The 17,499-nt window shown below is 65.9% G+C and carries 17 protein-coding genes and 1 tRNA gene; all 18 read right to left on the bottom strand.

The features are described 5' to 3' along the window. Window positions 1-31: 31 nt before the first annotated feature. Window positions 32-559 (bottom strand): ribosome maturation factor RimP, encoded by a 528-nt coding sequence (locus J7I44_RS01465; protein ID WP_209614765.1) that lies wholly within the window; start codon window positions 557-559, stop codon window positions 32-34. 191 nt (window positions 560-750) lie between these two features. After that, window positions 751-827, bottom strand: a tRNA-Met gene (locus J7I44_RS01460). A gap of 104 nt (window positions 828-931) precedes the next feature. Continuing rightward, window positions 932-2,371: an NADH-quinone oxidoreductase subunit NuoN gene (gene nuoN, locus J7I44_RS01455; protein WP_209614763.1), complete on the bottom strand. Its 1,440-nt coding sequence runs from the start codon at window positions 2,369-2,371 to the stop codon at window positions 932-934. Between the two features lie 16 nt (window positions 2,372-2,387). Beyond that, a complete protein-coding gene (locus J7I44_RS01450) occupies window positions 2,388-3,896 on the bottom strand; it encodes an NADH-quinone oxidoreductase subunit M (RefSeq protein WP_209614761.1) in 1,509 nt (502 codons plus the stop codon). 13 nt (window positions 3,897-3,909) lie between these two features. After that, window positions 3,910-6,015 (bottom strand): NADH-quinone oxidoreductase subunit L, encoded by a 2,106-nt coding sequence (gene nuoL, locus J7I44_RS01445; protein WP_209614759.1) that lies wholly within the window; start codon window positions 6,013-6,015, stop codon window positions 3,910-3,912. A 4-nt stretch (window positions 6,016-6,019) separates the two neighbouring features. After that, on the bottom strand, window positions 6,020-6,325 hold the full coding sequence (gene nuoK, locus J7I44_RS01440; RefSeq protein WP_209614757.1) for an NADH-quinone oxidoreductase subunit NuoK: 306 nt from the start codon (window positions 6,323-6,325) through the stop codon (window positions 6,020-6,022). Beyond that, entirely contained in the window at window positions 6,322-6,987 is a 666-nt protein-coding gene (locus J7I44_RS01435; RefSeq protein ID WP_209614754.1) for an NADH-quinone oxidoreductase subunit J, read from the bottom strand. Before J7I44_RS01435 ends, nuoK begins: the two co-directional genes overlap by 4 nt. Window positions 6,988-6,998: 11 nt before the next feature. Beyond that, window positions 6,999-7,490: an NADH-quinone oxidoreductase subunit NuoI gene (gene nuoI / locus J7I44_RS01430; RefSeq protein ID WP_209614753.1), complete on the bottom strand. Its 492-nt coding sequence runs from the start codon at window positions 7,488-7,490 to the stop codon at window positions 6,999-7,001. 10 nt (window positions 7,491-7,500) lie between these two features. Then, window positions 7,501-8,553: an NADH-quinone oxidoreductase subunit NuoH gene (gene nuoH, locus J7I44_RS01425; protein WP_209614751.1), complete on the bottom strand. Its 1,053-nt coding sequence runs from the start codon at window positions 8,551-8,553 to the stop codon at window positions 7,501-7,503. 3 nt (window positions 8,554-8,556) lie between these two features. Then, window positions 8,557-10,884 carry an NADH-quinone oxidoreductase subunit NuoG gene (nuoG, locus tag J7I44_RS01420; protein WP_209614748.1) on the bottom strand — a complete coding sequence of 776 codons (2,328 nt, stop codon included), beginning with the start codon at window positions 10,882-10,884 and terminating at the stop codon, window positions 8,557-8,559. After that, complete coding sequence (gene nuoF, locus J7I44_RS01415; RefSeq protein ID WP_209614745.1) at window positions 10,884-12,209, bottom strand: NADH-quinone oxidoreductase subunit NuoF; 1,326 nt, start codon at window positions 12,207-12,209, stop codon at window positions 10,884-10,886. Before nuoF ends, nuoG begins: the two co-directional genes overlap by 1 nt. 4 nt (window positions 12,210-12,213) lie before the next feature. Continuing rightward, window positions 12,214-12,741, bottom strand: a complete 528-nt coding sequence (gene nuoE, locus J7I44_RS01410; protein WP_209614744.1) for an NADH-quinone oxidoreductase subunit NuoE — start codon at window positions 12,739-12,741, stop codon at window positions 12,214-12,216. Between the two features lie 23 nt (window positions 12,742-12,764). Beyond that, a complete protein-coding gene (locus J7I44_RS01405) occupies window positions 12,765-14,018 on the bottom strand; it encodes an NADH-quinone oxidoreductase subunit D (RefSeq protein ID WP_209614742.1) in 1,254 nt (417 codons plus the stop codon). A 1-nt stretch (window position 14,019) separates the two neighbouring features. Next, on the bottom strand, window positions 14,020-14,751 hold the full coding sequence (locus tag J7I44_RS01400; RefSeq protein ID WP_209614740.1) for an NADH-quinone oxidoreductase subunit C: 732 nt from the start codon (window positions 14,749-14,751) through the stop codon (window positions 14,020-14,022). Window positions 14,752-14,762: 11 nt separating this feature from the next. Continuing rightward, window positions 14,763-15,320, bottom strand: coding sequence for a NuoB/complex I 20 kDa subunit family protein (locus J7I44_RS01395; RefSeq protein WP_231349022.1), 558 nt, complete (start codon window positions 15,318-15,320; stop codon window positions 14,763-14,765). Next, window positions 15,311-15,667, bottom strand: a complete 357-nt coding sequence (locus J7I44_RS01390) for an NADH-quinone oxidoreductase subunit A (RefSeq protein WP_342451862.1) — start codon at window positions 15,665-15,667, stop codon at window positions 15,311-15,313. Before J7I44_RS01390 ends, J7I44_RS01395 begins: the two co-directional genes overlap by 10 nt. Before the next feature lie 303 nt (window positions 15,668-15,970). Then, on the bottom strand, window positions 15,971-16,324 hold the full coding sequence (locus J7I44_RS01385; RefSeq protein ID WP_209614738.1) for a PilZ domain-containing protein: 354 nt from the start codon (window positions 16,322-16,324) through the stop codon (window positions 15,971-15,973). A gap of 168 nt (window positions 16,325-16,492) precedes the next feature. Continuing rightward, window positions 16,493-17,422, bottom strand: coding sequence for a PIG-L deacetylase family protein (locus J7I44_RS01380; RefSeq protein ID WP_209614733.1), 930 nt, complete (start codon window positions 17,420-17,422; stop codon window positions 16,493-16,495). Window positions 17,423-17,499: the final 77 nt, after the last annotated feature.

Raw genomic sequence — 17,499 nt, 5'->3', positions numbered from 1 at the left:
CCCATCCGAACGCCAATGGTTTTTTGATTGTTTATTTCGGGGCCTTCTTGGCCGGCTTTCCGCCCGGCTTGGGCTGCGGCACGTAGCCGAGCGCGGCCCAGTCCGGCACCACCCGCGCGCTTTCCACGTCGACGTGGTCGAACTCGAATGTCTTGCCCTCGGCCTCGAAGGTCAGCTTGTCGCCATCGACCGCGGCCAGCTTGCCCCGCAGGCGCCGGCGACCTTCGATCGGCGCCTTGAGCAGCACCTTCACGTCCTGTCCGACGACCTTGCCGAACTGCGCCGCGGTGAACAGCGGGCGATCGATGCCCGGCGAGGACACCTCGAGCACGTAATGGCCCGGGATCGGATCCTCGACGTCCAACATCGCCGACAGCTCACGACTGGCCGTCTCGCAGTCGTCCAACGTGACCTCGCGACCATCGGCGTGGTCCAGCACGTCCAGATAAACGCGCAGGGTACTCTGCCCCTGCGACGGGGAGAATTCCACACCGAGGCATTCCAGGCCCAGATCGGCCAGGACGTCGGTGAATCGTTGTGCCAGTGCCTGTGTATCCATAGTCGTCGTTCGTGTGCTCCAGAAACAAAAAATGGGCGCATGCGGCCCATTCCTCCACCTCGACGATGTGCCGACTCGTCCAGGCTCTTTCCGGCAGCGCATCGGACACCTTAGCGTCCCGAACACTGCGACGCATCCTTGCGCCCAACAAAAAAGCCTCACGAGGAGGCTTTCTTGTTCTAAGAAAGATCTGGTAGCGGGGGCAGGATTCGAACCTGCGACCTTCGGGTTATGAGCCCGACGAGCTGCCAGACTGCTCCACCCCGCATCAGAGTCCGCAAACTATAGCGGCATGGCCGATTTCTTGCAAGCTTTTTGATACCGATCACGCAAAGGTTTTTGTAGGAGCGCACCCGATGCGCCCCTACCGGATCAACCCGCAAAAGCCGAGCGGCACCAGCCCAGCAGCGGGCCCCAGTACAGGCCCAGCGCCAGCAGCACGAGCGCATTGAGCGAAAGCACAGTGCGCAGGAAACCGTCCGCCTGCGGACGCACTTCCAGCCCCTCGGCGGGCTTGTCGAAGTACATCACCTTGACCACGCGCAGGTAGTAGTACAGGCCGATGATGGCGAACACCACGCCGACGAGCGCCAGCCACATCATGCCCGCGTCGATGGCCGCCTTGAGCACCAGCAACTTGGCGAAGAAGCCGAACAGCGGCGGCACGCCGGCCAGCGAGAACATCGCCAGCATCATCAGGAAAGCCATCCACGGCGAGCGCTGATTGAGACCTTTGAAGTCGTCGATCTCCTCGCACTCGAAGCCGGCGCGCGCCAGCGCCAGGATCACGCCGAACGCCGCGGTGCTCATCAGCGCGTAGCAGATGGCGTAGAACATCGCCGCCGCGTAGCCCTCGGGGCCCGCGTTGACCAGGCCCAGCAGCAGGAAGCCCATGTGCGAGATGGTCGAATAGGCCAGCAGGCGCTTGAGGTTGGTCTGCACGATCGCGACCAGGTTGCCGATCGCCAGCGAGACCACCGCCAGCACGGCCAGCATCATCTGCCACTGCCCCGCCATGCCGCCCATGCCCGACTCGAGCAGTCGGTAGGCCATGCCGAAAGCGGCGATCTTGGAGGTCGAGGCGATGAAGGTGGTCACCGAGGTGGGGGCGCCCTGGTAGACGTCCGGAATCCACATGTGGAACGGCGCCACGCCCAGCTTGAAGCTGATGCCCACGATCATGAAGATCAGACCGAACACCATCAGGTTGGACATGCCCGCGTGCACTACCGCGCCGTGCAGCTGCGCCAGCGCCAGCGTGCCGGTGGCGCCGTAGACCATCGACATGCCGTACAGCAGCATGCCCGAGGACAGCGCACCCAGCACGAAGTACTTGATCGCCGCCTCGGAGGAGAGCTGCGAGTCGCGATTGAGCGCCACCAGGCCGTACGAGCACAGCGTCAGCAGCTCCAGCCCCAGGTAGACCATCACCAGGTTGCCGGCCGAAACCAGCAGCATGGCGCCGATGGTGGCGAAGATCATCAGCGTATAAAACTCGCCCTGGAACAGCTTGCGGTCCTGCATGTACGGGCGCGAGAACACGAAGATCAGGGCCGTGCACAGCAGCGCGAAGACCTTGAGGACCTCCGCCACGGCGTCGCGCACGAACATGCCGCCGAAGGCGGTCACTGCCACGTCCGGCTGGCCGGCCACCACCAGGTAGATGCCCACCAGTACAACCAGGACCGAAACCCAGTGCAGGATGTTGCGCTGCTCGGGCTTCATCCAGGCGTCCAGCAGCAACAGGAGGCACGCCGCCGCTACTAGATAGAACTCCGGCAGCATGATCATGATGTCGTTGAGATTCGGCATTAGCGTGGGATTCCGCTTAGATCTTGTGAACGGCGAGCTGCTGGACCAACTGGGACACCGAAGCGTCCATCAGGTGGATCAGCGGCTGCGGCCAGATGCCCAGCGCCAGCACGGCGAGGGCGAAGGCGGCCAGCACGAACGTCTCGCGCCCGTTGATTTCCTTCATCTCACGCACGTGAGGGTTGGTGACGTCGCCCCACAGCACGCGCTTGACCATCCACAGCGTGTAGGCCGCGCCGATGATCAGGGTGAAGGCGGCGAACAGCGCGATCCACGGGTTGGCCGCGAAGCTGGCCAGCACCACCATGAACTCGCCGACGAAGCCGCTGGTGCCCGGCAGGCCCGAATTGGCCATGGCGAACAGCACGTAGAAGAAGCCGAACCACGGCATCACGTTGATCACGCCGCCGTAGTCCTTGATCTGGCGCGTGTGCAGCCGGTCGTACATCACGCCGATGCACGAAAACATCGCGCCCGAGACGAAACCGTGCGAGATCATCTGCACCATCGCGCCCTGCATGCCGAGCTTGGCGGCATCGATGTTGTTCGCGTCGCGCACCAGCATGAACGCAATGAAGATGCCCAGGGTGACGAAGCCCATGTGCGCCACGGACGAGTACGCCACCAGTTTCTTCATGTCGTCCTGCACCAGCGCGACGTAGCCGATGTAGACCACAGCGATCAGGCTGAGGACGATGATCAGCCAGGCGAAGTGCTCGGAGGCGTCAGGCACGATCGGCAGCGTGAAGCGCAGGAAACCGTACCCGCCGATCTTCAGCATCACCGCCGCCAGCACCACCGAGCCGCCGGTCGGCGCCTCCACGTGGGCATCCGGCAACCAGGTGTGCACCGGCACCATCGGCACCTTGACGGCGAACGCGATCAGGAAGGCGAAGAACAGCCAGGTCTGCTCCTTCATCGTCAGCGGCAGCATCGCCAGCGTGTGCAAGTCGAAGGTGCCGGCCTTCAGGTACAGGTAGATCAGCCCGATCAGCATGAAGATCGAGCCGAGGAAGGTGTAGATGAAGAACTTCAGCGTGGCGTAGACGCGCCGTGGGCCACCCCAGATGCCGATCAGGATGAACATCGGGATCAGCATCGCCTCGAAGAACACGTAGAACAGCAACGCGTCGGTGGCGCAGAACACGCCGATCATCAGGCCTTCGAGCACCAGCATGGCCGCCATGTACTGGTGCGGTTTGTCCTGGATCACCTCCCAGGCGCCCACGATGACGAGAATCGTGACGAAGGTGGTGAGCAGGATCAGCGCCACCGAGATGCCGTCCACGGCCAGCCCGTAGTGCACGCCGAGCGAGGCGATCCAGACGTGGCTTTCGGTCAGCTGCATGGCGCTGTCGGCAGCGTTGTAGGCCGGCAGCAGGAACAGGCTGGCCACGAAGGCCAGCACCGCCACCAGCAGCGAGATCCAGCGCGCCAGGCCCGGTCGGGCCGAGCCGGCCAGCAATACCGGGATCGCACCGACGATGGGGAGCCAGATCAGCAGGCTGAGCAAGTGATTGAACATGGAGCGTGCTTCCTTATTGCCCGATCTGCCCGGACCCGAAGACCCAGAACCCGCCCAGCAGCAGGATCAGGCCGAGAATCATCGCGAAGGCGTAGTGGTAGAGATAACCCGACTGCAGGCGACGCACGCCGCCGGCAACGCGCTGCACCAGTCCGGCCGAGCCGTTGACCATCGCGCCGTCGATCACCGCCGCGTCGCCCGCCTTCCAGAACAGCCGGCCGAGCGCCACGCCGCCGCGGGCGAAAATCGCGAAGTACACGTCGTCGACCCAGTACTTGCGGTCCAGCACGGTCCACAGCGGCTTGAGCGCGTTCTTGATCTTGCCGGCCATGGCCGGGTTGAACAGGTAGATGTACGTGGTGATCACGAAGGCCAGTGCGACCAGCGCGAACGGCCAGCTGGCGAACCCGTGCAGCGCCATGGCCGCCGCGCCATGGAACTCGTGACCGAGTTCGCCGAGTACGTTGTTGGCCTCTTCCACGTGGATCGCCTGCCCGAACCAGTCGCCGAACAGCATCGGGCCGATCGTGAAAAAGCCCACCAGCAGCGACGGGATCGCCAGCAGGATGAGCGGCAGCGTCACCACCCACGGCGACTCGTGCGGCGCATGTTCCAGCTCGCCCGGCTTGTGGGCGTGATGCGGATCGTCCGAAGGCGCATGGTGTTCGTCGGCGTGGCCGTCGTGGGCTTGCACGTCGTGATGGACGGCATGCGCGTCATGCGCATGGCCGTGATGGCCCACGACCACGAAGCGCTCCTTGCCGTGGAACGTCAGGTACATCTGGCGGAAGGTGTAGAGCGCGGTGACAAACGCGCCCACCAGCACGCACACGTAGGCGTAGCCCGAACCCCAGCGATGCGACTCGCCCACCGCTTCGATGATCGCGTCCTTCGAGTAGAAGCCCGAGGTAAACGGGATCGCGACCAGCGCCAGTGAACCGATCCACATGGTGATCCAGGTGATCGGCATGTACTTGCGCAGGCCACCCATGTAGCGCATGTCCTGCTCGTGGTGCATGGCGATGATCACCGAGCCGGCACCAAGGAACAGCAGCGCCTTGAAGAAGGCATGGGTCATCAGGTGGAACACCGCGCCGGCGTAGGCCGAGACACCGAGCGCCACGGTCATGTAGCCCAGCTGCGACAACGTGGAATAGGCGACCACGCGTTTGATGTCGTTCTGCACGATGCCGATCAGGCCGGTGAACAGGGCGCCCGTGGCGCCAATGATCATCACGAAGCTGAGCGCGCCTTCGGAGAGCTCGAAGAACGGCGACATGCGAGCGACCATGAAGATGCCCGCGGTCACCATCGTCGCCGCGTGGATCAGCGCGGAAATCGGGGTCGGGCCTTCCATCGAGTCGGGCAGCCACACGTGCAGCGGCACCTGGGCGGACTTGCCCATGGCGCCCACGAACAGCAGCACGCAGATGACGGTCGCCGCGTCCCAGTGGGTGTTGGCGGTCAGCGCCAGCGTCTTGCCGATCAGGCTGGGCGCGCTCGCAAACGCGGTGGCGTAGTCGAGCGTGTTGAGGAAGTACAGCACCGCGGCGATGCCGAGCAGGAAGCCGAAGTCGCCTACGCGATTGACCAGGAACGCCTTGAGGTTGGCGAAGATCGCGGTCGGGCGCTTGTACCAGAAGCCGATCAGCAGGTAAGACACCAGGCCCACGCCTTCCCAGCCGAAGAACAGCTGCATGAAGTTGTTGCTCATCACGAGCATCAACATCGCGAAGGTGAACAGCGAGATGTAGCTGAAGAAGCGCTGGTAGCCCGGATCGTCGGCCATGTAGCCGATGGTGTAGACGTGCACCAGCAGCGACACGAAGGTCACCACCACCATCATCATGGCGGTCAGGCGATCGACCATGAAGCCGACGCTGACGTGCAGGCGGCCGATCTCGAACCAGGTGTAGATGTCCTGGTTGTAGGCAGGAGCGCCGCCGGCAGTGATCTGGTAGAGCACGTAGAACGACAGCGCGCAGGAGATCAGCAGACCGAGGATGGTCACGCTGTGCGCACCGGCGCGGCCGATGGGCTTGCCGAGGAAGCCGGCGAGCAGGCAGCCGACGAGCGGCGCCAGCGCGATGGTCAGCAGGATGGAGGTCGAAAGTTGCATCGGCTCAGCCCTTCATCGAGTCGATTTCGGCGACGTTGACCGTGCTGCGGTTGCGGAACAGCAGCACCAGGATCGCCAGGCCGATCGCGGACTCGGCCGCCGCGACGGTAAGGATGAAGAACACGAACACCTGGCCGCCCACGTCGCCCAGGAAGCGCGAGAACGCCACGAAGTTCATGTTCACCGCAAGCAGCATCAGCTCGATCGCCATCAGGAGCACGATCACGTTCTTGCGGTTGATGAACAGACCGGCCACGGCGATGCAGAACAGCACCGCGCCCAGCACGATGAAATGCGACAGGGTGATCACGGGCGGGTCTCCGGGGATGCGGGTTGCGGCGGGCCGGCGGTCGGCTCGTCCGGGCGCGAGGGCGCCATCTTGACCACGCGGATGCGATCGCGAGGATTGACGCGCACCTGCTCACTGGCCGACTCGTGCTTCTTGTCACCGCGCTGGCGTAGCGTCAGCGCCACCGCCACCACTACGCCCACGGTCAGGATCAGCGCGGCGATCTCGAACGGCAGCAAATACTGCGTGTACAGCGCGCCACCCAGCCAGGCGGTATTGGACAGGCCGGCGGCGGCGGCCGGGTCGGCTCCCATTACGTGCGCGTGCATGGCGCGCACGCCGATCAGCGCCAGCATCTCCGACAGCATGACCAGCGCGACGATGATGCCGACCGGCAGGTAGCGGATGAAGCCTTCGCGTACCTGCTCCATCTTGATGTCGAGCATCATCACGACGAACAGGAACAGCACCATTACGGCGCCCACGTAGACCACGATCAGGGCGATGGCGAGAAACTCGGCCTCGGCCAGCAGCCAGATGCAAGCGGTGCTGAAGAACGCCAATACCAGCGAGAGCACCGCGTGTACGGAGTTCTTCACCGTGATCACCGCCAGCGCGGCGCCAATGGTGACCGCGGCGAAGCCGTAGAAGCAGATCAGTTGAAGCAGATTGGTATCGATCATGTCGGTGACCTTTAGCGGTACGCGGCGTCTTGCGCGCGGGCCGCGGCGATTTCCGGTTCGAAGCGGTCGCCGATGGCGAGCAGTTGCGCCTTGGTCACCACGTTCTGGCCGCGCTGTTCGAAGTGGTACTCCATCACCGAGGTTTCGACGATGGAGTCGACCGGGCAGCTCTCTTCGCAGAAGCCGCAGAAGATGCACTTGAACAGGTCGATGTCGTAGCGCGTGGTGCGGCGCTGGCCGTCGCCCTCGCGCGGGGCCGAGTCGATGGTGATCGCCAGCGCCGGGCACACTGCCTCGCACAGCTTGCAGGCGATGCAGCGCTCTTCGCCGTTGGCGTAGCGGCGCAGCGCGTGCAGGCCGCGGAAACGGTTCGAGCGGGGAATGTGCTCCATCGGGAAGCGCACGGTGTACTTGGGCGCGAACATGTAGCGCAACGTCAGCGCCATGCCCTTGAGCAGCTCGATGAGCAACAGGCTCTTGAAGTATTCGGTAATGCGGTTCATGGGTTTTGCCTTATGCCCCCGTTCCGACGAGAACTAAGCCGAAGTACTTCATGCAGCCGGCCACGAGAACCCACACGATCGTGATGGGAATGAACACCTTCCAGCCCAGCCGCATGATCTGGTCGTAGCGGTAGCGCGGGAACGTCGCGCGGAACCACAGGAACAGGAAGGACATCAGGAAGGCCTTGATCAGCAACCAGACGAAGCTGCCGGTCCAGATCCAGTTGACCCAGGGCGAGACGTCAGCCGTGACCCAGCCCTGCAGCGGGCTCAGCCAGCCGCCGAGGAAGAAGATCGAGGCGAGAAAGCTCACCAGGATCATGTTGGCGTACTCGGCCAGGAAGAAGATCGCGAAGGCCGAGCCGGAATACTCCACGTGGAAGCCCGCGACGATTTCCGATTCGCCCTCGGCCACGTCGAATGGCGCACGGTTGGTCTCGGCGACGCCCGAGATGAAGTAGACGATGAACACCGGCAGCAGCGGCAGCCAGAACCAGTCGAACAGGCCCTTGCCGCCCGCCTGCGCGTGCACGATGTCGGTCAGGTTGAGCGAACCGGCCAGCACCAGCACGCAGACCAGCGACAGGCCCATGGCCAGCTCGTAGGAGATCACCTGTGCCGCCGAGCGCATGGCACCGAGCAGCGCGTAGCGCGAGTTGGACGCCCAGCCGGCCAGGATGATGCCGTACACGCCCAGCGACGTCATCGCCAGCAGGTAGAGCAGGCCGGCGTTGACGTTGGCCAACACCATCCGGTCGTCGAACGGCACCACCGCCCAGGCAGCGAACGCCGGCACCAGCGCGAGCAGCGGCGCGAGGTAGTACAGGAAGCGGTTGGCGCTGGAAGGAAGGATCACTTCCTTGATCAGCAGTTTCACCACATCGGCGAAGGCCTGCAGGATGCCCCAGGGACCGATCTTGTTCGGCCCCATGCGCACGTGCATCCAGCCGATGACCTTGCGCTCCCAGTACACGAACATGGCCACCGCCAGAATCAGCGGCACCGCGATGCACAGGATGTAGACGACCGGCCAGACCAGCTCGTTGAGGAGTTGTTCGCCCATGGGTTACGCCTTGCTCAGGGTGATGGCCGCGCCATATGGCGGCAGCGTGGCGGTCAGGTCGTGTGCTGCTTCGATCCACACCGCGCCGTCGGGCACGGCCGGATCGACAGCCACCGGCAACAGCGCATCGGCAACACGCACCTGCGTGCCGGCGGTCAGGCCGTGGTGCATGGCTTCGTTGGCGTTCATGCGCACGGCGGCCGGACGGTTGATCGGATGCGCATTGAGTGCGGTGGCCCGGCGCAGCACCGCGTCGCTGCGGTAGATCGGCCAGGTCGCCAGGCGCACCAGGCCGCCGGCCGTGCCCTGACGCGGTGCCAGCGTGGCGCCATGCGCTGGCTGCGGGCGCGCCGTGATGCCCTCGCGCAGACCCGCCAGGTCATCGAACTCGAAGCCGGCCAGCTGCAGCATGCCGCCGAGCGCACGCAGCACCTTCCAGCCGGCACGCGTCTCGCCCGGCGCCTTCGCACCGGCGATTACGCCCTGTGCCAGGCCATCGACGTTGACTAGCGTGCCGTCGGTTTCCGGCAGCAGCGCGATCGGCAGGATCACGTCGGCCACTTCGCGCAACGCAGCGCCGGCGTAGGCGTTGAATGCCACCACCTTCGCGCCGCCCAGCGCCTTGAGCGCCGCGGCACCGTCGGCGAAGTCGTAGGGCGGCTCGGCGCCGTACAGCACATAGCCCTTCCGCGGCTGCGCAAGCATCGCCTGCGCGTCCAGGCCGCCGTTGCCGGGCACCACGCCGCCCTGCCCCAGGCCCAGCGCATTGGCGCCGACCGGGAGTTCGTCGTAGCCGGCGCCGGTCGCCTGCGCGATGAAGCGCGCAACGGCCCGCAGCCAGGACGCCTGCGGATGCGTGGCAGCCGCCTCGCCCAGGATCACCACGGCCTTACCAGCCTTGAGTGCGGCAATCGCGTCGTGGTCGCCCTGGTCGCTCTGCGCGCCGTTGATAGCATCGGCCAGCGCGGCCGGTGCCGAGGCGCCTCCGGCAACCGCAGCCTTGGCCAGCGCCAGCAGCGCGTCGACCATCGCCGCGGGCGACACGATGGCCTCGCCGGCCAGCGCGTAGTTGAACTCGAAACGGACGGGGTTGACCGCGTAGACCTTCGCGCCGCGCTTGACCGCCTGGTGCAGGCGATGGTTGAGCAGCGGGATCTCGTGGCGCAGGTTGGAGCCGACCAGCAGCGCCGCCCTGACCTCGGCCACCTCGGCCACCGGTACCTCGAAACGCTCCACGACCGGGCGGTCGGACAGGTCGAGCTGGCGCAGGCGATGATCGATGTGCGCGCTGCCCAGTCCGCGCGCCAGGCGCAGCAGCAGGTCACCTTCCTCGTTGGTGGTGGCCGGCGAAACCAGGATGCCCAGCTCGCTGCCGGGCACCGACTTCACCGCCTCGGCCGCGACGGCCAGCGCCTCTTCCCAGCTGGCCTGCTGCCACTGGCCGTTGCGCTTGATCTGCGGCGCGTGCAGGCGATCGGCCGCGTACAGGCCCTCGCGGCTGTAGCGGTCGCGGTCGGACAGCCAGCACTCGTTGACCGCCTCGTTGTCGCGCGGCACCACGCGCAGCACTTCGCCTCGGCGGGTGTGCAGCCACAGGTTGGAGCCCAGCGCATCGTGATAGCCGATCGAGGGCCGTGCGATCAGCTCCCAGGCGCGCGCCTTGAACTGGAACGGCTTGTCGGTCAGCGCACCGACCGGGCAGACGTCGATGATGTTGCCCGACAGCTCGGTCTCGACCGTCTTGCCGATGTAGGTACCGATCTGCCGGTCCTCGCCGCGATACATGGCGCCCAGCTCGAAGGTGCCCGCAATCTCGCTGGTGAAGCGCACGCAACGGGTGCAGTGGATGCAGCGGGTCATCTCGGTGGCGACGAGCGGACCGATGTTCTCGTCGGAGATGGTGCGCTTGCGTTCGGTGAAGCGCGACACGCTGCGGCCATAGCCCAGCGCCAGGTCCTGCAGCTCGCATTCGCCACCCTGATCGCAGATCGGGCAGTCCAGCGGATGGTTGATCAGAAGGAACTCCATCACGTCCTTCTGGAACCTCAGCGCCTTGTCCGAGCGCGTCAGCACCTTCATGCCCTCGGCCACCGGGGTGGCGCAGGCTGGCTGCGGCTTGGGCATCATCCGGCCACCCATCTCCACTTCCACCATGCACATGCGGCAGTTGGCGGCGACGGGAAGCTTTCGGTGGTAGCAGAAGCGCGGGAGCGAGATGCCTACGGCATCGGTCGCCTCGATGATCAAGGCGCCCTTGCGGATTTGCACGGACTTGCCGTCGACCTCGATGTTGACGAGATCGGGCGCGGTGGGGGTCGGCTGCGCACTCATCAGGCGGCAACTCCAAGCTTGTCGTCGGTCATCGAGCGACCGTGCTCGACGAAATATTCGAATTCGTTCCAGAAGTGGTGCAGGAAGCCCTGCACCGGCCAGGCAGCGGCTTCGCCGAAGGCGCAGATGGTGTGGCCCTCGATCTGCCCGGCGACCGCCTTGAGGCGATGCAGGTCATCGAGCGTGCCCTTGCCTTCGACGATGCGCGAGAGCACGCGATGCATCCACCCGGTACCTTCGCGGCAGGGCGTGCACTGGCCGCAGGACTCGTAGCGGTAGAAGCGCGAGATGCGGTGGCAGGCACGCACCATGCAGGTGGTCTCGTCCATCACGATCACCGCGCCGGAGCCGAGGCCCGAACCGGCCTTCTGCAGGCTGTCGTAGTCCATCGTGCACTCGAGGATCGTCGCCGCCGGCAGCACCTTCATCGAAGAACCGCCTGGGATCACCGCCTTCAGCTGGTGACCGTTGCGCACGCCACCGGCCATCGCCAGCAGGTCCTTGAACGGCGTGCCCAGCCGGATCTCGAAGTTGCCCGGGCTGTTGACGTGGCCGGACACCGAGAAGATCTTCGGGCCACCGTTGTTGGGCTTGCCGAGGTTGAGGAACCAGTCGGCGCCGTTGCGCAGGATCGCCGGCACCGAGGCGTAGGTCTCGGTGTTGTTGATCGTGGTCGGCTTGCCGTACAGGCCGAAATTGGCCGGGAACGGCGGCTTGAAGCGCGGCAGGCCCTTCTTGCCCTCGAGCGATTCCATCAACGCGGTTTCCTCGCCGCAGATGTAGGCCCCCGCGCCGAGCGCCGCGTAGATGTCCACGTCGATGCCGCTGCCGCCGATGTCCTTGCCCAGCAGGCCGGCTGCATAGGCTTCCTTCAGCGCCGACTCGAAGTGCTCGAACGGCTCGTGGTGGAACTCGCCACGCAGGTAGTTGTAGGCCACGGTCGAGCCGGTGCAGTAGCAGGCGATTGCCAGGCCCTCGATCACCGAGTGCGGGTTGTAGCGCAGGATGTCGCGGTCCTTGGCGGTGCCCGGCTCGGACTCGTCCGAGTTGCACAGGATGTACTTCTGCATCGTGCCCTTGGGCATGAAGGACCACTTCAGGCCGGTCGGGAAGCCCGCGCCGCCACGGCCGCGCAGACTGGATTTCTTGACCTCTTCGATGAGCGTGGCCGGATCCGGCTTCTCGGCGAGGATCTTGCGCCACGCCTTGTAGCCGTCCACCTTCTCGTAGCTGTCCATCGACCACGGTGTGTCGAAGTGCAGCGTGGTGTAGACGACCTGGTGGTCCTGGGGTGCGGGTCCTACCGGACCGGTGCTGTTCGCCATGCCCTTACTCCAGCCCGTCCAGGATCTCGTCGAGCTTCTCGGGCGTGAGATGCTCGTGGTAGTGCCCATTGACCGTCATCGCCGGCGCGTACACGCAGGCGGCAATGCATTCCTCTTCTCTCTTGAGGTACACGCGGCCGTCCTGCGTGCTTTCGCCCAGCTTGATGCCGAGCTTGTTCTCGCAATGGCGCACCAACCCTTCGGCCCCGTTGAGCCAGCACGAGATGTTGGTGCAGATGGCGACGTTGTTGCGGCCAACCGGCTTGGTCTCGAGCATCGAATAGAAGCTCGCCACCTCGTAGCCCCAGATCGCGGGCAACTCGAGGTACTTGGTCACCGCCGTGATCAGCTCGTCGGTGAGGAAGCCCTGGTTCTGCTCCTGCGCGGCGAACAATCCCTGGATCAGCGCCGAGCGCTTGCGGTCCGGAGGGAACTTGGCGACCCATTCGTCGATGTGGTGGCGCGTGTGGTCGCTGAGCACGACGAGCGGATCGACGTGCTTGACCTGCTCGTAGTTGTTGGTGGCCTTCATGGGGGAATCTCCGTGGTGCCGGCTTAGCGGTCAACTTCGCCGAACACGAGATCGTAGGTGCCGATCATCGCCACCACGTCGGCCAGCATGTGGCCCTTGACGGTGGCGTCCATCGACGAGAGGTGGGCGAAGCCCGGCGCGCGCAGGTGCACGCGGAAGGGCTTGTTGGCGCCGTCGGAAACCAGGTAGCAGCCGAACTCGCCCTTGGGCGCCTCGACCGCGCAGTACGTCTCGCCGGCGGGCACGCCGTAGCCCTCGGTGAACAGCTTGAAGTGATGGATGAGCGCTTCCATGCTCTCCTTCATCTCGGCGCGCGACGGCGGCGCGACCTTGAAGTTGGTCACCATCACCGGGCCCGGATTGGCACGCAGCCAATCCACGCACTGCTTGATGATGCGGTTGGACTGGCGCATCTCTTCCACGCGCACCAGGTAGCGGTCGTAGCAGTCACCGTTGACGCCGACCGGGATGTCGAAATCCATCTCGGCGTACTTGGCATAAGGCTGCTTCTTGCGCAGGTCCCACTCGACGCCCGAGCCGCGGATCATCGCGCCGGTCATGCCCCAGGCCTTGGCCATCTCCGGGCTGATCACGCCGATGCCGACCGTGCGCTGCTTCCAGATGCGGTTGGTGGTGAGCAGGTCCTCGTACTCGTCCACACGCGACGGGAAGATGCGGGTGAACTCCTCGATGAAGTCGAGCATCGAGCCTTCGCGCGCCGCGTTGATGCGCTTCAGATCTGCGCCCTTGTGCCAGGGCGATTCCTTGTACTGCGGCATGCGGTCGGGCAGGTCGCGGTAGACGCCGCCCGGACGGTAGTAGGTCGCGTGCATGCGCGCGCCCGAGACCGCCTCGTAGACGTCCATCAGCTCCTCGCGCTCGCGGAACGCGTACAGGAACACCGCCATCGCGCCAAGGTCGAGCGCGTTGGAGCCGATCCACATCAGGTGGTTCAGGATGCGGGTGATCTCGTCGAACATCGTGCGGATGTACTGCGCACGCTCGGGCGCCTCGATCCCCAGCAGGGTCTCGATCGCGCGCACGTAGGCGTGCTCGTTGCACATCATCGACACGTAGTCCAGGCGATCCATGTAGCCGATCGACTGGTTGAACGGCTTGGACTCGGCCAGCTTCTCGGTGCCGCGGTGGAGCAGGCCCACATGCGGGTCGGCGCGCACCACGGTCTCGCCGTCCATCTCCAGCACCAGGCGCAGAACGCCGTGCGCGGCCGGATGCTGCGGGCCGAAGTTCATCGTGTAGTTGCGGATTTCCTGCATGTCAGTTCCTCCGCCAGTCGTCGGCGGCTTCGGCCTTGGCCTGGATGAGGTCGGCGTCGTCACGGATCACGCGCGGCACCAACACGCGCGGCTCGATGGTCACCGGCTGGTAGACCACGCGCTGCTGCTCGGCGTCGTAGCGGACCTCGACGTTGCCGATCAGAGGGAAGTCCTTGCGGAACGGATGGCCGACGAAGCCGTAGTCGGTGAGGATGCGGCGCAGGTCCGGATGGCCGTCGAAGATGATGCCGAACAGGTCGAACGCCTCGCGTTCGAACCAGTTGGCAACGGGCCAGATGCCGGTGAGCGAGGGCACCATCGGCAGCGCGTCGTCCTCGCAGAACACGCGCAGGCGCAGGCGTCGGTTGTTCGCGACCGAAAGCAGGTGCACGACCGAAGCGAAGCGGCGCGGCATGTTGGCGTCGCGGGGCCGCTCGGCCCAGTTAAAGCGGCCCATGGCCTGGCCTTCCACGCCGCGGGAGAAGCCCGTGGCCGTGACCGTCTCGGTGGCCCATTCGTCCTGGCCGTAGCCGAGATAGTCCACGCCGCAGACGTCGATCAGCTGCTCGAAGCGGAACTCCGGCTCGTCGCGCAGCGCGGTGGCGACGCTCAGCAGGTCGGCAGCCGCCAGTTCGGCGGTGAGTTCACCGCCACGGGCCGGCAGTAGCGACAGGGTGTCGCCGAACCGCGCCGCAAGGCGCGCGGCGAGCGAGGTGTTTTGCGTATCGGTCATGGCGTAGGGCCTTAGCCGCGGGCGATCGTGCTGGTGCGGCGGATCTTCTTCTGCAACTGCAGGATGCCGTGGATGAGCGCCTCGGCCGTCGGCGGGCAGCCCGGCACGTAGATGTCCACCGGCACGATGCGGTCGCAGCCACGCACCACCGAGTAGGAATAGTGGTAGTAGCCGCCGCCGTTGGCGCAGCTGCCCATCGAGATCACCCACTTCGGGTCGGGCATCTGGTCGTACACGCGGCGCAGCGCCGGCGCCATCTTGTTGACCAGCGTGCCGGCCACGATCATCACGTCGGACTGGCGCGGGCTGGGGCGGAAGATCACGCCGTAGCGGTCCAGGTCCAGGCGCGCGGCGCCGGCGTGCATCATCTCGACCGCGCAGCAGGCCAGGCCAAAGGTCATCGGCCACATGGAACCGGTGCGCGCCCAGTTCATCAGCGCATCGACCGAGGTGGTGGCGAAGCCGCGCTGCACGACCGGGTTGTCCTCGGCCGGGCGCAGGATGTCGTCGACCAGGTTCAACGGCTCCGGGTTGTGCATCACCCGGTCGATGGAAGACATCACTCCCATTCCAGCGCTCCCTTCTTCCACACGTAGGCAAACCCGACCACCAGCAACAGCAGGAACAGCGCCATCTCGATCAGCGCCACGATGCCGATCTGCTGGAACACCACCGCCCACGGAAACAGGAAGGCGATTTCCAGGTCGAAAATGATGAACAGGATCGCCAGCAGGTAATAGCGGACGTCGAAGCGCATGCGCGCGTCTTCGAAAGCCTCGAAGCCGCACTCGTAGGGCGCGAGCTTGATCGCGGCGGGGCGGCGCGGGCCGGCGAGCATGCCGATGATCAGCAGCACCACGCCCAGGCCGGCGGCAACGCCGATGAACAGCAGGATGGGCCAGTATTGAGCAAGCACGATGCAACGTACCTCCGCACCCTTCGGGCGCATCAGTGATCGCCACGATGGCGATCCGGCTGGTTCGATTCGGCAGGCCGCGCACGGCAGGGGCTGTCCGGCCACGATCGCACGCGTGGGGGCCGCGAGCGCCCGATTTCCACGAAATCCCTTCGTGTAACCGCCGCATTGTATCAGCGCGTACGGGGACTACGCCAAGTATTGCGGACGCGACAGTTATTGGTTAGTGCAAGCCCGTTCTCGCAGATCGCGGGTGAGTACGCGGCGAACGCGCGGCCGGAGCGCGCGCTGGCGGAAGGGACGTCACATGGTGTGGGTCGGGCGCTCGGAGGCGAGCACGCCGGCGAGGATGTTTTCGATGCGCTGGCGCGCCGATTCGGCATCGCCGGATTCGTTGAAATGCACGCCGATGCCGGCTGTGCGGTTGCCCTGCGCCCCGAGCGGGCTGATCCAGGCGACCTTGCCCACGACCGACAGGCGCTCGGTCTCATCCATCAGCGTGATCAGCAGCACCACCTCGTCGCCCAGCGCATAACGTTGCGCTGTCGGCGCGAACAGGCCGCCGTTCTTCAGGAACGGCATGTACGCGCTGTATAGCGACGCGGCGTCCTTGATCTTCAGCGAGATGATGCCCTGACGGGCGGCGGTGGCGGTCATGCTGGGCTCCGGAGCGAACAAGCCGGTTTCGGCCGGCGCCCGAGCATCGTAGCGAGCGTGATGGGCCGGCGCAAAGCGGCCCATCACACAGGGTGGGCTTCAGCCCACCAGGCCCACGGTCGCGAGAAGGCCGGTGGGCTGAAGCCCACCCTACGCACGGCGTGTCTACTACAGCTCGCACCATCCCCAGCGGTCGAAAATCCAGGGGGACGGCACAGGCATGTCCAGGCGCGCGAAGCACGGCGCGGTCGGCACTTCGGCCAGGCGCCAGCCTCCCTGTCCGTCGCGCCGCAGCGGTGCGTCCGCCCAGGGCCAATGGCGTACCCCGTCCGGACTGGCGATGGTCAACCGCAACTGCGAGCGCCAGGCCCTGGGGCGCCAGGGCAGCGCGCCGGCTTCGCGGTCAGCCGGAGGCCGGGCGACCCGTTCGTAGCGCTCGGGGCGATCGGTGAGCCGGCGCATGCGGCCCGCGCTCAATGCCATCTGGCTGCCATGGGCGGTCAATGCGGCGAGTTTGGCCGCGTGGCGCTCGGCAGCAGCGGGCAATGCGATATCGGGCGCCGCCTCCCCGCGACCATGCACCAGGTAACTGAGCAGCAGCGGCGGTTCGGCATCCCAGTCGGCCAGCGCCAGCCGCATCAGGACATGCGCACTGCCGTGGTCGGGGTGGCGGTCGGACAGCGCCGGCAGGGCGACCACGTTCGGTCCGAAATCCACCAGTTCGGCGACCAGGCGTGCGCGCGCCATCGAGGCATCCCCGCGCACCAGTGTGGTGAGCCCCATGTCCGGCCAGCCCGTCGCGTGCAACGCGTCGAACGGCACGTCCAGCCGTCGCAGCGCCTCGGCGACCTCGCCGCGACGGCGCCTGCCCCAGCGCGCGCGCTCGACATCGCCAATGCGCAGGCGGCGCTCAAGCCAGCGTTGCGGCCAGGGGTTGTCGTCACCGTCGGTGAGCAGCAGTACGCGCACCTCGCCGCCGGCTGCACGCACGAGTTGCAGCAGTTCGCCGGTGCCGATGGTTTCGTCGTCGGGGTGCGGCGCGACCACCAGCAGGCGGGTCCGCGCGTCGGGGCTGTACAGCTCCGGGCTCAACGGCATGTCGTGGCGCCTCCCGCGCCAGGGTGTGGGGAACGCCCCGGCCGGAAGCCGCAGGCGGTCGTTGCGCGCAGCTTGCG

It is taken from the genome of Frateuria flava, from assembly GCF_017837635.1.
In the GTDB taxonomy this organism is placed as follows: Bacteria; Pseudomonadota; Gammaproteobacteria; order Xanthomonadales; family Rhodanobacteraceae; genus Frateuria_A; species Frateuria_A flava.
The sequence above is the reverse complement of the archived record's forward strand: the minus strand, read 5'-3'. Positions and strand labels throughout refer to the sequence as shown.